Source organism: Streptomyces sp. NPDC058326, from assembly GCF_042879855.1.
GTDB lineage: Bacteria > Actinomycetota > Actinomycetes > Streptomycetales > Streptomycetaceae > Streptomyces.
Genome location: NZ_JBHVZO010000005.1, coordinates 285,751 through 300,814 on the forward strand (window position 1 = coordinate 285,751; position 15,064 = coordinate 300,814).

General features: G+C 70.2%; 12 protein-coding genes. All 12 read left to right on the forward strand.

Going from position 1 to position 15,064, the window contains the following annotated elements; all coding sequences use genetic code 11:
* Positions 1-20: 20 nt before the first annotated feature.
* Positions 21-1,556 carry a flavin-containing monooxygenase gene (locus tag ACFVYX_RS12765; RefSeq protein WP_389681348.1) on the forward strand — a complete coding sequence of 512 codons (1,536 nt, stop codon included), beginning with the start codon at positions 21-23 and terminating at the stop codon, positions 1,554-1,556.
* A complete protein-coding gene (locus ACFVYX_RS12770; RefSeq protein ID WP_389681349.1) occupies positions 1,549-2,484 on the forward strand; it encodes an alpha/beta fold hydrolase in 936 nt (311 codons plus the stop codon). Before ACFVYX_RS12765 ends, ACFVYX_RS12770 begins: the two co-directional genes overlap by 8 nt.
* Complete coding sequence (locus ACFVYX_RS12775) at positions 2,468-3,862, forward strand: flavin monoamine oxidase family protein (RefSeq protein ID WP_389681350.1); 1,395 nt, start codon at positions 2,468-2,470, stop codon at positions 3,860-3,862. The genes ACFVYX_RS12770 and ACFVYX_RS12775 overlap by 17 nt, the downstream gene beginning before the upstream one ends.
* Positions 3,859-4,563 (forward strand): transporter, encoded by a 705-nt coding sequence (locus ACFVYX_RS12780; RefSeq protein WP_389681351.1) that lies wholly within the window; start codon positions 3,859-3,861, stop codon positions 4,561-4,563. The genes ACFVYX_RS12775 and ACFVYX_RS12780 overlap by 4 nt, the downstream gene beginning before the upstream one ends.
* Positions 4,564-4,589: 26 nt before the next feature.
* The gene (locus ACFVYX_RS12785; RefSeq protein ID WP_389681352.1) at positions 4,590-5,948 is read left to right on the forward strand and encodes an NAD-dependent succinate-semialdehyde dehydrogenase; all 1,359 of its coding nucleotides are present in this window, start codon (positions 4,590-4,592) and stop codon (positions 5,946-5,948) included.
* 29 nt (positions 5,949-5,977) lie between these two features.
* On the forward strand, positions 5,978-7,093 hold the full coding sequence (locus ACFVYX_RS12790; protein WP_389681353.1) for a Zn-dependent alcohol dehydrogenase: 1,116 nt from the start codon (positions 5,978-5,980) through the stop codon (positions 7,091-7,093).
* Positions 7,094-7,194: 101 nt separating this feature from the next.
* Complete coding sequence (locus tag ACFVYX_RS12795; RefSeq protein ID WP_389681354.1) at positions 7,195-8,367, forward strand: aspartate aminotransferase family protein; 1,173 nt, start codon at positions 7,195-7,197, stop codon at positions 8,365-8,367.
* 101 nt (positions 8,368-8,468) lie between these two features.
* Positions 8,469-10,025 (forward strand): long-chain fatty acid--CoA ligase, encoded by a 1,557-nt coding sequence (locus ACFVYX_RS12800; RefSeq protein WP_389681355.1) that lies wholly within the window; start codon positions 8,469-8,471, stop codon positions 10,023-10,025.
* Between the two features lie 42 nt (positions 10,026-10,067).
* The gene (locus ACFVYX_RS12805) at positions 10,068-11,747 is read left to right on the forward strand and encodes a class I adenylate-forming enzyme family protein (protein WP_389681356.1); all 1,680 of its coding nucleotides are present in this window, start codon (positions 10,068-10,070) and stop codon (positions 11,745-11,747) included.
* 4 nt (positions 11,748-11,751) lie between these two features.
* A complete protein-coding gene (locus tag ACFVYX_RS12810) occupies positions 11,752-12,519 on the forward strand; it encodes an SDR family oxidoreductase (RefSeq protein WP_389681357.1) in 768 nt (255 codons plus the stop codon).
* A gap of 28 nt (positions 12,520-12,547) precedes the next feature.
* Positions 12,548-13,786 carry an acyl-CoA dehydrogenase family protein gene (locus tag ACFVYX_RS12815; protein ID WP_389681358.1) on the forward strand — a complete coding sequence of 413 codons (1,239 nt, stop codon included), beginning with the start codon at positions 12,548-12,550 and terminating at the stop codon, positions 13,784-13,786.
* Complete coding sequence (locus tag ACFVYX_RS12820; protein ID WP_389681359.1) at positions 13,783-14,886, forward strand: phosphotransferase family protein; 1,104 nt, start codon at positions 13,783-13,785, stop codon at positions 14,884-14,886. The genes ACFVYX_RS12815 and ACFVYX_RS12820 overlap by 4 nt, the downstream gene beginning before the upstream one ends.
* Positions 14,887-15,064 lie beyond the last annotated feature (178 nt).

Below are 15,064 nucleotides of genomic sequence, written 5' to 3' on the forward strand. Positions count from 1 at the left end.
AGGAACAGCGAGGAAACGCCATGACAGCTGAGGTGTTGGACGCCGTCGAGGAGTTCGACGTGGTGATCATCGGAGCCGGGATCTCCGGGATCGGCGCGGCCACCTATTTCAGCCGGGAGCTGCCCGACAAGTCGCTCGCCGTACTGGAAGCGCGCGACGACATCGGAGGCACTTGGGATCTGTTCCGCTATCCCGGCATCCGCTCGGACTCCGACCTCCACACGTTCGGATACGCGTTCAAGCCCTGGCGCCACGAAGCCGCGATCGCCGACGCTCCCCTCATCAAGGAGTACCTCCACGAGACCGTCGAGGAGAACGGCCTGGAGCGCGTCCTCAGGCTCGGCCACCGGGTCGTCCGCGCGGAGTGGTCCACGGCGGACTCACGGTGGACCCTCACCGTCCAGACATCGGACCCCGCCACGGGAGCGACCCGGACCAGGACGATCCACGCGGGATGGGTCTTCGCCGCCACCGGCTACTACCGGTACGACGAGGGGTTCTCCCCGGAGTTCCAGGGACGGGACGAGTTCGAGGGCCGGATCGTCCATCCACAGCACTGGCCCGAGGGACTCGACTACAGCGACAAGAAGGTCGTCGTCATCGGCAGCGGCGCGACCGCGATCACTCTGGTGCCGGCCATGACCACCGGGGCGGGCGCCGCCCGGCACGTGACGATGCTGCAGCGCACCCCCACCTACGTCATGGCGCTCCCCCGCGTCGACAAGGTCGCCCTGGCGCTCACGAAACTGCTCGGGAAAGAACGCGGGTACGCCGTGACGCGGTTCAAGAACATCTGGACCGAACACGCCGTCGTGAAGGGCCTGCGGACCTTCCCCAAGGCAGGACGGGCCTTCATCCGGCGCGAGAACGTCAAGCGCCTTCCCAAGGGATTCGACGTCGACAAGCACTTCAACCCGCCGTACGACCCGTGGGACCAGCGGGTGTGTGTGGCACCGAACGGCGACTTCTTCGACGCGATCAAGGACGGAAAGGCCTCCGTCGTCACCGACGCCGTGGCGAGGTTCAGCAAGCGCGGCATCGTCCTGGCGTCGGGTGAGGAACTGGAAGCCGACATCATCGTCACCGCGACGGGGCTGAACCTTCGGCTCTTCGACGGCATGCCCATCGTGGTCGACGGGCACCAGGTCGACATCGCGGACGCGCTCTGTTACCGCGGCATGCTGCTGAGCGGGATGCCGAACTGGGCGATGGCGATCGGCTACACCACCTCGTCCTGGACGCTCAAGGTGAGCCTGATGTGCCGTTACTTCATCGACCTGGTCAGGCACATGGACGCCCGCGGATACGACACGGTGGTTCCGGTCGCACCGGCGGGGACGCAGCGCAGGCCCGTCATGGACCTTCAGGCCGGGTACGCCAAGCGCGGCGAGAAGCTCATGCCCAAGCAGGGCCCCAAGAAGCCCTGGCGGATGGCGATGTCCTACCCCGAGGACGCCAGGGCGCTGCGCGGCCCGGTGGCGGACCAGAACCTCCGGTTCGGCGCCCGGCGGGCGGCCGCACCGGCGCCCGGCGGGAGGCGAGCCACCCGTGCCTGAGGCGAGCGCCGTCGAGAGCGCCGACCAGTACGCGACCCTGCCGTCCGGGATGACGATCTGCTTCCGGGACCACGGCGACAAGGACGACCCCGCGATGCTGCTCATCGCGGGACTGGGCGAAGACCTCACCTTCTGGACCGACTCGTTCGTCGGCTCCCTCACCGTCCACGGTTTCAGGGTCGTCGCGATCGACAACCGCGACGCCGGCCAGTCGACGTTCGTCGCCGCGCCCCCGCCCGGGATCTGGCGTCAGATCGCCGCGCGTCCGCGCGGCGACGCGTACACGCTGGCCGGCATGGCCCAGGACGCCGTCGGCGTACTCGACCATCTCGGGATCGCGCGGGTGCATCTGGTCGGGCGGTCGATGGGAGGGATGATCGCGCAGACGATCGCGGCCACAGCACCCGAGCGGGTCCTGTCGCTGTCCTCCCTCTACTCCACGACCGGGGCGCGCAAGGTCGGTCAGCCGGCCCTGTCGACGATCCGGCTCCTCGCCGCCCCGCCGGCGAGGAACAGAACCGCGGCGGTCCGTGCCCACCTGCGGCTCACCCAGCACATCGCGGGAACGGGGCACCCCATCGACGACGCGGCCGAGGCGGCCATCGCGGCGCGCGGCTGGGACCGCAGCGCCGGCGACCCGGCGGCCGGCACGGCGCGCCAGATCCAGGCCATCCAGCGCTCCGGGGACCGGACGGCCCAGCTGAGCCGGATCACCGCCCCGACGCTGGTCATCCACGGCGACCGGGACCCACTGGTGAGCCCGAGCGGCGGCGCCGCGACAGTCCAGGCGATCCGCTCGGCACAGCACGTGGTCATTCCCGGCATGGGCCATCACCTCCCCGAGTCCCTCGTCGGCCCCATCACGACCTACATCGCGCAGCACGCGAACCGCGTGGGCGAAGGAGGAAGCCATGTCCGGATCTCGTGAGCCGCGCTCCGGGACCACCACGGTCGACGTCGTGGTCGTCGGTGCCGGTTTCGCCGGTCTGAGCGCGGCGGAGCGACTGGTGAGCACGGGGCGATCCGTCCTGCTCGTGGAAGGCCGCGACCGGGTCGGAGGCCGTTCGCTCTCCGGCGAGGTGGCGGGCGTGAAGGTCGACCTCGGAGCGACGTGGGTGGCCCGGCGCCACACCGCCGTCCGGGACCTCGCGAGCCGGGTGGGGTGTACCACCACCGACCAGTTCACCCAGGGCCGCAACGTGCTGTGGATGGCGGGCCGGCGCCGCACCTACAGCGGCACCATTCCCAAGGTCTCCCCCGCGGCCCTGGTGGACATGGCGCGCATGCAGGCGGCGGTGAACAAGCTGGTCGCGACCGTCGACGTGGACGCGGCGTGGGAGACGCCGGGGGCCGGCCGGCTCGACGGCGTCTCGTTCGGCGAGTGGCTCGACCGGAAGAACGCGCTGCCCGGAACCCGTGCGCTGATGACCGTCATCAGCAAGGTGCAGTGGGGCTGCACCCCGGGAGACGTCTCCCTGCTGCACGCACTGCGCTACATCCGTTCGGCGGCCGGGCTCGACCACATGCTGGACGTCGAGGGCGGTCAGCAGCAGGACCGGATCGCCGAGACCACCCAGGAGATCGCCAAGCGGGTGGCAGAGCGGCTCGGCGACCGCGTGCGCCTGGAGACACCGGTGCGCCGCATCGCACAGGACGACGACGGCGTCACCGTCCGCACCGACTCCGGCGAGATCCGGGCCCGGTACGCGATCGTCACGGCCTCGCCGGCGCATCGCGCCGCCATCGCCTTCGAGCCCGCTCTGTCCGAGCAGGGCGAAGGGCTCACGCGGACCTGGCGCATGGGCGTGCTGAGCAAGGCGTTCGTGGCCTACGAGAGGCCGTTCTGGAGGGCGGAGGGATGCTCCGGCGAGGCGGTGACCGACACCGGAACCGTGTTCATCACCTTCGACGTGTCCCCCGCCCCCGGCGGGCCGGGCGTCCTGATGGCCTTCTGCGATCCGCGCGTCTTCGACGGCTTCAGCCCCGGGGCCCGACGCGACCGGGTGGTCCGGCAGCTCGCCGACCTCTACGGTCCGCAGGCGCTCGCCCCGATCGACTACGTGGACCACTGCTGGGGAGCGGAGCCCTTCGCCCCGGGCGGCCCCAACCCCGCCGTCGCCCCCTACGCGACCACGAGCTTCGGCAAGGCGCTGAGCGAGCCCCACGGGCGCGTCCACTGGGCGGGCTCCGAAACCGCCGGCGAATGGGCCGGAACCATGAACGGCGCGGTTCTGACGGGCCAGCGCACCGCAGAGAGCGTCATCACCCTGCTGACTCGCGACGTCCGAGAGGGGGCGTCCCGATGAAGGAGACGCTGTTCCTGCTGGCCGACCTGTGGATGATCTTCGCCGGTTACTTCTACGGCTGGAAATTCATCCGCCGCTACGGCAACTACCTCCTGGGTCTCGAGTGGATGGTCGTCGCGACGTCGGGCACCAACTTCCTGCTCTGGTCGCTGCTCGGGGCCAAGAGCGACAGCGTGCTGTACGACGTGGCGTACTTCTTCGACGCGTTCTCCAGGTCGGTCGGCATCACCCTCATCCTGGTCCTGGGCCTGATGAAGGTCACCCATCGCTACAAGCCGAGCCGCAGCGTCGACGTCGCGGTGTTCGGGGTCGCGATCGTGGCCGCCCTGTTCCTCCGCCCCTTCCACGGCGCGGATCTCCACACCGACCGTGGTGCGTTCTGGGTCTCCGTGTTCTACGTCGTCGTCAACCTCCTCACGGCCGTGTTCCTCTGCTACTTCGTCAAGCGGCTCTGGAGCGCGGGCGCGAGGTGGCCGGCGGTCTGGACCGGACTGGTCACGGCCGCCGGGACCACCATCGCGATCACGTACGACTTCTTCCCGCTGCCGTTCGACGACGCGAACCGCACGATCTTCTACACCGCCGCGCTGGCGACCTGGGGCACCCAGGGATTCGTCTACTTCCGCGCCTACCGCGCGCTGCACGACCGCAACGCGCCCTTGGACTCGAACCCGGCCCGCACGGCCGGGGCCCCCGCATGAACCCGAATCACGACGAAGGAGTCAGTATGGCGAAGCGGCACGTGTACGCGGTGGTGGACCCCGCCAGCGGCAAGCTGGTCAAGGAGTACCCCACCGCGACGGACGAGGCCGTCGACGCGGCGCTCGACGCGGCGGCGGAGGCCTACGCGCACTGGTCGAGGCAGACCTCCGCGGAACAGCGCGCCCAGCTGTTGCACACCGTCGCCACCCTGCACAGCGAGCGCAGCCGGCAGCTCGCCGAGATCATCCACCGGGAGATGGGCAAGCCGGTGGACGAGGCCGTCGGGGAGGTCGAGTTCAGCGCCTCGATCTACCGGTACTACGCCGAGAACGCGGAGAAGTTCCTCACCGACGAGCCGATCGAGCTCCTGGAGGGAGAGGGCACCGCCTTCATCCGCCGCCAGCCGGTCGGCGTGCTGCTTGGGATCATGCCCTGGAACTACCCGTACTACCAGGTGGCCCGGTTCGCCGCGCCCAACCTCGCCCTGGGCAACACCATCGTGCTCAAGCACGCGTCGCAGTGTCCGGAGTCGTCCGCGGCTCTCCAGCAGCTGTTCACGGACGCGGGCTTCCCCCAGGGCTGCTACGTCAACGTCCACGCCACCGGCGAGCAGATCGGCCGCGCCATCGCCGACCCCCGCGTGCAGGGCGTCTCCTTCACCGGTTCGGAGCGGGCCGGCGCGGAGGTCGCCGCGAAGGCCGGGCGCAGCCTCAAGAAGGTGGTGCTCGAACTGGGCGGCTCGGACCCCTTCATCGTGCTGTCGACCGACGACCTCGACGCCACGGTCCAGGCGGCGGTCGAGGCGCGGTTCGAGAACGCCGGGCAGGCGTGCAACGCCGGGAAGCGCTTCATCGTCGCCGACGAGATCTACGACGCCTTCCTCGACAAGTTCACGCAAGAAGTGCTCGCCCTGACCGACGGCCTGGCGCCGCTCTCCTCGGTCGCCGCCGCCGAGTACGTCGAGGAACAGGTCAAGCGGGCCGTCGATGACGGGGCGACCTTCGTCTCCGCACGACAGCGCGAAGGGGCGTACTTCCCTCCCGGCGTTCTGACGGGCGTCTCGCCGACGTCGCCGTCGGCCGCCGAGGAGCTCTTCGGCCCCGTCGCGACCGTCTACCGCGTCGGATCCGAGGACGAGGCCGTCGATCTGGCGAACGAAACCCCGTACGGGCTGGGCTCGTACGTGTTCACGACGGACGCCGAGCAGGCGCTGCGCGTCGCCGACCAGATCGACGCAGGCATGGTCTTCATCAACGGTGTCGGCCTCGAAGGCGCCGAACTGCCTTTCGGTGGGGTCAAGTTGTCCGGTTTCGGCCGCGAGTTGGGCCGGGCGGGGATCGACGAGTTCGCCAACAAGAAGCTCATCCGCACCGCTCGGACGTGATCGCCCAGAACACGGAGGAAAAGACTTTCATGACCATCGAATTCGACGCCGCTGTCTTCAGGACGCCGAACGAACCGCTGACCATCGAGAGAGTGACGATCCCCTCGACGCCTCCCCCCGGCGAGGTGCTCGTGCGGCTCCAGGCGAGCGGGGTGTGCCACAGCGACCTCCACGTCCTCCTGGGCGAATGGGAGGTTCCTACGCCGATGATCCTCGGCCATGAGGGAGCCGGGATCGTCGAGAGCGTCGGCGAGGGCGTCACGACGCTCAAGAAGGGCGACCACGTCGTGCTGTCCTGGACGCCCTCGTGTCGCCGCTGCCGCTACTGCATCAGTGGCAGGCCCGTCCTCTGCGACATGGTCAGCCAGCACTCGGCGAACCACCTGTCGTTCGACGGCCGGCCCCGGATCACGTCCGCCGACGGGGACGACGTCCTCAGTTTCGCGGGCCTCGGAACGTTCGGCCAGTACACCCTCGTGCCCGAATCGGGCGCGATCGCCATCCGGGACGACGCCCCGTTCCCGCAGGCGGCTCTGGTCGGATGCGCCGTCACGACCGGTGTCGGCGCGGCCGTCAACACCGCCAACGTGCGTCCGAGCGACACCGTGCTGGTCCTCGGCTGCGGCGGCGTCGGCCTGAACGCGATCCAGGGTGCCCGGCTCGCCGGCGCGCGGAAGATCATCGCCGCGGACATCTCCGACGAGAAGCTGGAGCAGGCGCGCGTCTTCGGCGCGACCGACCTGATCAACAACGGCCGCGAGGACTTCGCGGACCGGGTGCGACAGCTCACCGACGGACGCGGTGTGGAGATCGCCATCGAGGCCATCGGGCTGCCCCGCACCATCGAATCGGCCTACGAGGTCCTGGCCCGGGGCGGCACGGCGGTGGTCGCCGGGCAGGTGGCGGACGGCCTGAAGGTCTCCATCGATCCCTTCGTCATGTCCGATCAGGAGCTCTCGCTCATCGGCTCGAACTACGGCTCCAGCAAGCCTGCTTCCGACTTCCCGCTGCTGATCGACCACTACATGAACCACCGCATCGATCTGGACTCCCTGGTGACGAGCGTCATCGGTCTTGAGGACATCAACGAGGCGTTCGACCAGATGAAGCGCGGCATCGGCATCCGCTCGGTGATCACGTACTGAAAGGCAGGGGCGATCTCATGGCCCTGGAATCATCACGCTCGGCTTTCGAGCGAGCCCGCCGCAGTGTCGGCGGGGGTGTGGGGTCGGGCCTGCGCGCCGCGATGCCTCCCCATCCGCTCTTCGTGCGCGAGGCGCGGGGCGCGTACGCGTGGGACCTGGACGGCGACCGGTACGTCGACTACGTGATGGCCTGGGGCCCGCTCGTCCTCGGTCACAGCGACCCGCGCGTGCTGTCAGCGGTGTCCGAGGTCGCGCAGAAGATGCAAGTCGTCGGCACCGGCCACCCGCTGGAGTACCTCGCGGCGGAAGCGGTCCTCGAGGCCGTGCCGCACGGCGAGCGACTGCTGTGGAGCAACACGGGGACCGAAGCGGTGCAGGTGGCGCTGCGCCTCGCGCGCGCCGCCACCGGGCGGCGCCGCGTCCTCAAGTTCGCCAAGAGCTACCACGGCTGGCACGACACCGTGTACGCCGGGATGTCCGAGGACGACTGCGACCGCCCCGCCACCCCCGGTGGGGCGGGGCAGTCGGCCAGCGTCCTTGACGACCTGGTCGTGGCGCGCTTCAACGACGTGGCTCTGGCCGAGCACCTGCTGAGCGAGGCCGTCGAGCGCGACATCGCGGCCGTGCTCGTCGACCCGGTGATGAGCAACGCGGGCGTCGAAGCACCCTCGCCACAGTTCCTGTCGACGCTGCGCACCCTCTGCGACCGGCACGGCGTCGTCCTCGTCTTCGACGAGGTGATCGCCGGGTTCCGGATCGCCCGGGGCGGGGCGGCCGAGAAGTACGGCGTCCTTCCCGACCTGTCCGTCTTCGGAAAGGCGATGGCCGGCGGTTTCACCCAGAGCGCCGTCGTAGGCCGGTCCGATCTGATAGATCAGGTGACGTCCGGGGTCGTTCACGCCGGAACCTTCAACGCCAACCCGATCGCACTGGCGGCCGTCGCGGCGACGATGCGCGTCCTGGCCGATCCCACTGTCTACGAGCAACTCGAACGGACCGCGTCCGAGTTCGAAGCCCTCGTCGGCGCCGCTCTCGGTTCATCGCCCGACTTCGGCAGCTTCAACCGGGTCGGCTCGCTCCTCCAGTACGTCCCCGCCGGGGGCGCCACGGGGCTTCACGGAACGAGCGGGCTCTGGGCGGTGATCCTCGAAGGGATGCTGCGGCAGGGCTTCCTTTTCATGCCGTCCGGCAAGGTCTTCCTCAGCACGGCGCACACCACCGCCGACGTCGAGGCGACGGCCGAGGCCCTCGACCGGCTCCTGCGGAAGTTGTGACACCCGCATCGAGTCACGCGTTACCCCCACCCGCTCCGAGCCAGGCCGCGTGTTCTGTTCCTCCGCGGCCTGGCCCGGCCCACCTTTCCGGAAATGGCACCATGCTGAACCTCTCGGTCCTGCTCGAGGACTCCGCCCGCACGCACCCGGACCGGGACGCGGTCGTCCTCGGCACGACGCGTCTCACCTACGCCCAGATCGACGCCGCCGCCAATCAGGTCGCCAATCTCCTGGTCGACCGAGGCGTCTGGCCCGGCGACAAGGTCGCGCTCAGTTGTCCGAACGTGCCCTGGTTCCCGATCGTCTACTACGGGATTCTCAAGGCCGGCGCCGTCGTCGTCCCGCTCAACGTCCTGCTCAAGGGCCGGGAGGTCGCCTACCACCTCGCCGACTCGGGGGCGAAGGCGTACTTCTGCTTCGAGGGCGGCGAGGGCCTGCCGATGGGTGCGGAGGGACACGGCGGGTTCACCGAGACCACGGGCTGCGAGCACTTCTTCCTCATCACCGCCGACCCCACCGCGGAAAGTCCGATCGAGGGCGTCGAGACCATGGGCGCCGCGCTGCGGGGCGCCGCGACGACGTTCGACAGCGTCGGGACCTCGGGTGACGATCCGGCCGTGCTCCTCTACACGAGCGGTACGACAGGACAGGCGAAGGGCGCCGAACTGAGCCACGCCAACCTGGTGCTCAACGCCCTCGCGTGCAACCAGCTGTTGGAGAACCGGCCCGCCCTCGACACCCACCTGGTCGTGCTGCCGCTGTTCCACTCCTTCGGCGCGACCGTGCAGATGAACGCCGGCTTCTCGACGGCGAGCACACTGGTGCTGCTGCCACGGTTCGACGCCCGGCAGGCGGTGTCCCTGATGCAGCGGGAGGACATCACCTTCTTCGCGGGAGTCCCCACCATGTGGTGGGGACTGCTGCAGGCGCTCACCGACGACGTCGACGTCGAGCGGATCGCGAGGAACCTGCGCGTCGGCGTCTCCGGCGGTGCCTCACTCCCCGCGGAGCTCATCAAGCAGGTCAGGGAGCGACTGGGCGTCCAGGTCCTGGAGGGCTACGGCCTCTCCGAGACCTCGCCGGTGGTGACCTTCAGCGATCCGGCGCGAGAGCCCCGGCCCGGCTCCATCGGCGTACCGATCTGGGGCGTGGAGGTCAAGCTCGTCAAGCCGGACTGGTCCGAGGTCGAGGACGACGGCACGGGCACCGCCATCGGGGAGATCGCGGTCAAGGGCCACAACGTGATGAAGGGATACCACGGCCGCCCCGAGGCCACCGCCGAAGCCATCAGGGACGGCTGGTTCCGCACCGGCGACCTGGCCCGCAGGGACAAGGACGGCTTCTACTACATCGTCGACCGGGCGAAGGACCTGATCATCCGCGGTGGCTTCAACGTGTACCCGCGCGAGATCGAGGAGGTCCTGATGACGCACCCGGCGATCAGCCTGGCCGCGGTCGTCGGCGTGCCGCACGAGAGCCACGGCGAGGAGATCAAGGCGTTCGTCATCCTCGACCGCGGCGCCGAGACCGGTCCCGACGAGCTGATCGCCTGGGGCAAGGAGCAGATGGCCGCCTACAAGTACCCGCGCATCGTGGAGATCGTGCGGACCCTGCCGATGACATCCACCGGAAAGATCCTCAAGCGCGAACTCGCGTGACCGGCAGGCCAAGCGCATGAACACGGCTGGGAAGGACGGCAGATGACAGTGGATGAGAACCGAAGGCGGGGCACGTTCCTCGACGGATCCAGTACGAGGACGGACGCGGCCCCCGGCTCGCTCGTGGCCGCCTGGAAGGCACGCGTGGCGAGGAACCCGGACGGCACGGCGCTCCGCTACTTCGACGGCGCTCTGACCGCGCGGGAGGTGGACGCGGCGTCGGACGCCCTGGCCGCGGCGTTCGAGGCCCGAGGAACCGGCCGGGGTGACCGCGTCGGGGTGTACCTGCAGAACGTTCCGCAGTACGCGCTGGTGCTGCTGGCCCTGTGGAAGCTGGGGGCCACGGCGCTGGGACTCAATCCGATGTACCGGCGCCAGGAGCTGCGCCGGATCATCGAGGACTCCGGGGCGGTCGGCGTCGTCTGCGCGGACGCGGACGTCCACGAGACGCTGGGCACGCTCGCGGGGAGCACGGCGCGATGGCTGATCAGCACATCGGCGCTGGACTACCGGTCGAGGAACGATCCGCGGGTGTTCGCGACAACGGAACGCCATGCCCCGGCGCCGGACGGCGACCTGGTGGCGCTGATCGGTGAGTTCGCGGGCCGGGGCCCCTCGCCCGTGGAGCCGACCCACGACGACATCGCGTTCCTGACGTACACCTCGGGGACGACGGGGCCGCCGAAGGGGGCCATGAACACCCACGGCAACGTGCTGAGCGTGGTGGCGACGTGCGCGTCGTGGATGGGTGTGAGCGACGGGGACGTCGTGTTCGCCATGGCCCCGCTGTTCCACATCACCGGCGCCGTGGTCAACGCGACGATCTCCCTGCTCACCGACACCACGCTCGTCCTCACCGGCCGCTTCCACCCCGAGGTCGCCCTGGAGGCCTTCGCCGAGCACGGGGTCACCTACACGATCGGCTCCATCACGGCGTACAACGCGATCTACGAGCTGCCGCAGGCCGGACCGGAGCACTTCGCGTCGGTGAAGGCCCTGTACTCCGGGGGCGCGCCGATCCCGCCGGCCACCGTCGAACGGTTCCAGGAGCGGTTCGGCGTCTACCTCCACAACGGTTACGGGATGACCGAGACGACGTCCGCCGTCGTCGCCGTCCCTCCCGGGGGCAGGGCGCCGGTGCACCTGCCGAGCGGGACGCTGTCGGTCGGCATGCCGCTGCCGGGCCTCACGGCGCGGGTGGTGGACCTGCACGGTGACCCGGTGCCGAGCGGGGAGCAGGGCGAGCTGGAGCTGAGCGGGCCGCAGATCGTTCCGGGGTACTGGGGCAAGCCCGAGGCCACTCGTCACACGATGCCGGAGGGCCGGCTCCGTACCGGTGACGTCGCCGTCATCGACGAGGAGGGCTGGGTCTACCTGGTGGACCGGCTCAAGGACCAGATCAACGTGTCCGGGTACAAGGTCTGGCCGCGCGAGGTCGAGGACGCGCTGTACGAGCACCCCTCGGTCCTCGAAGCCGCGGTCGTCGGGCAGCCGGACGCCTACCGCGGCGAGACCGTCGTCGCCTACGTCTCGCTCAAGACGGGCCTGAGCGCCACGGCCGAAGAACTGATCGCCTTCACCCGCGACCGGCTGGCCGCCTACAAGTGTCCCCGCACGATCCATTTCATCGCCGACCTGCCCAAGACCCAGAGCGGCAAGATCCGGCGTGCCGAGCTGCGCGGCCTCGACGGCCCGGGGCCGGTCTCCCCCTCGAAGGACTGAATCCATGAGCCAGAAGCGTTTCTCCGGCCGCACCGCTGTCATCACCGGCGCGAGCCGGGGCATCGGGCTCGCCGTCGCCGAACGCCTCGTCGCCGAAGGCGCACGTGTCTGCCTGACCGCACGCAAGGCCGGACCGCTCGAAGAGGCCGCCGCCGCTCTTCCCCCGGGCAGTGTCATCACCGTCGCCGGCGGGGCGGACGACCCAGAGCACCGCCGCGAGGTCCTCGACACCGTCGCACGCGAGTTCGGCGGTCTTGACGTCCTCGTGAACAACGCGGGCATCAACCCTGCCTACGGCCCCGTCGTCGGCCTGGACCTCGACGTCGCCCGCAAGGTTCTCGAGGTCAACGTCCTGGCCACCCTCGCCTGGGTGCAGGACGCGGTGACCCACCCGAAGCTCGGTTTCACCGAACGCCGCGGCACCGTCGTGAACCTCTCCTCGGTGACCGGCGACACCCCGTCACCCGGTATCGGCCTCTACGGCGTGAGCAAGGCGGCTGTGTCCCACCTGACCCGGACCCTGGCCGTCGAACTCGGCCCGGAGATCCGTGTCAACGCGGTGGCCCCCGCCGTGGTGAAGACACGGTTCGCCGAAGCCCTCTACGAGGGCAGGGAGACCGAGGTGGCCTCGGACTACCCCCTGCGGCGTCTGGGCGAGCCGTCGGACATCGCCTCCGCCGTGGCGTACCTGGCCTCCGAGGACTCCTCCTGGGTCACCGGCCACGTCCTCACCGTCGACGGCGGCCTCACGGTCGCCGGCGGCACCGCCTGACGACCGCCCCACCCCCGAAAGGACCGTCATGACCTTCAGTGATCTCCCTCCCGAGGTGGAGGAACTGCGGCAGCGCACCCGCCGGTTCATCCGTGAGGTCGTCATCGACGCGGAGCCCGCGCCGGGCGGACGCCTCGACCAGGCCACCCGCGACCGGCTGCAGGCCGCGGCGAAGGAGGCCGGTGTCTTCGCGCCGCTCGTGCCGAAGGAGTACGGCGGCCAAGGCCTGCCCATCGCGCACTGGTCGCCGGTCCTGCAGGAGGCCGGCTACTCGCCGATCGGCCCCAGCGCGCTCAACTGCATGGCCCCCGACGAGGGCAACATGCACATGCTCAACGTCATCGCGACCGAGGAGCAGAAGAAGCTGTATCTCGCGCCTCTGGCGGCGGGGGACGTCCGGTCGTGCTTCGGCATGACCGAGCCCCACCCCGGAGCGGGATCCGACCCGGCCGCTCTGCGGACCACGGCCGTGCGCGCCGACGGCGGTTGGATCATCGACGGTCACAAGCGGTTCACCAGCGGAGCCGTCGGTGCCGGGTTCTGCATCGTCATGGCCCGCACCCCGGCCGTCGACGGCTCCCCCGAGGGGGCCACCATGTTCCTCGTCGACATGACGAACCCCGGCATCAGGGTCGGCGAGGCGATCCACACGGTCGACCGTTCCATCGACGGCGGCCACCCGCACCTGTACATCGAGAACTGCTTCGTCCCCGACGACGCGGTCCTCGGCGAGGTCGGACTCGGCTTCCGGTACGCGCAGGTACGGCTCGGCCCCGCGCGACTCACGCACTGCATGCGCTGGCTGGGACTGGCGCGCCGGGCGCACGACATCGCCCTCGACCGGGCCGCGAAGAGGGAGCTGTTCGGCGGTCCGATCGACTCGCTCGGCCTGGCCCAGCACCTGATCGCCGAGTCCGTCATCGACATCGAGACCTCCGACGCGATCATCACCAAGACCGCGGCGCTGCTGCACAGCGACCCGAAGGCGGGCTCGGCGATGTCCTCGGTCGCGAAGGTCCACTGCTCGGAGGCGATCTACCGGGTGATCGACCGCGCCATCCAGATCTGCGGCGGAGACGGCGTCTCCGACGGACTCCCCCTCGCCCAGTACCTCAACGAGGTCCGTCCCTTCCGCATCTACGACGGCTCCAACGAGACCCACCGGTGGGCCATCGCCCGCCGGGCCTCCGCCGCCCGGCGGGCAGCGGTCCGGGCCGGTGAGCCCTACCGGGGCGACGCCGTCATCGGCCGGGACGGGGACGCATGATGCACACCGTCCCCGACGGCGCGGAGGTCGTCGCGAGCCGCGAGGAGGCCCGCCGCCTCGCCAGCCCTCCGCTGCTGGTGCTCGACGCGGTCACCGCCTTCCTCGACACCCACGGCATCGGCAGCGGCCCGCTCGCCTGGCAGCGCATCGGCGACGGCCAGTCCAACATCACCTACCTCATCGAACGCGGCAGCGAGTGCGTCGTCCTGCGCCGCGGCCCGCGCCCGCCACTGCCGAAGTCGACCCACGACATGGTGCGCGAGGCCCGCATCCAGAAAATCCTCCACGGGCACGGGGTGCCGGTGCCCGAGATCCTCGCCGTCTGCGAGGACGAAACCGTCCTGGGCGTGCCGTTCTACCTCATGGGCCGGATCGACGGGACGGTCATCACCGACACGATCCCGCCCCACCTCTCCCCCGCCGACCAGCGCCGGGCCACCAGCGAAGCGGTCATCGACACCCTCATCGCCCTGCACGGCATCGACGTGTCCGGAGGGGAACTCGCCTCCCTGGGCCGACCCGAGGGGTATCTGCAGCGCCAGGTCGAACGGTTCCGCGGCCTGTGGGAGGTCAACACCACCCGCAGCCTGCCCGCGGTGGAGCGCATCGCGGACTGGCTGGCGCGCAACCTGCCGACGAGCCAGGCGGCCTCGGTGGTGCACGGCGACTACCGCATGGGCAACCTCATGTTCGCCCCGCAGGCCCCGGCCGAGGTCCTCGCGATCCTCGACTGGGAGATGGCCACGCTCGGCGACCCGCTCGCGGACCTGGGGTACCTCACCGCCACCTGGTCCGAGGCCGGCAGCCCTGCCACCCCGCTCGAACTCACCAAGGTGACCCGGTCGCCCGGCTACCTCACCCAGCGTCAGCTGGCAGAGCGCTACCAGCGTCGTACCGGCCTCGATCTGACCCCGCTCCCCTGGTACCAGACCCTCGCCCTGTGGAAGGCGGCGATCTTCTGCGAGGCCATCCACACCCGCTGGCAGCGTGGCGAACGCCCCCACGACACGGCCTTCGGGCCCTCGCTCGAAACGGGCGTCCCACGGCTCCTTGAGCGGGCCGGGCAATACGCCAGCCTGACGGCGACCACCCGCCGCTGACACCCGACGCGTCCCGGTGCGGCGCTCTTCACCGACCTCGCCGGCGGCCAGCCCGCCTTGCTCCGACATCACGCCGAGGCCGCTGCTCGTCGACGAGAACCGGCGCGGCCTCCGCAGCGGAGGCCGCGCCACCGTCGACCCCCTGCGGTCGCAGCCATGGAGTTCCGACCGGTACGGA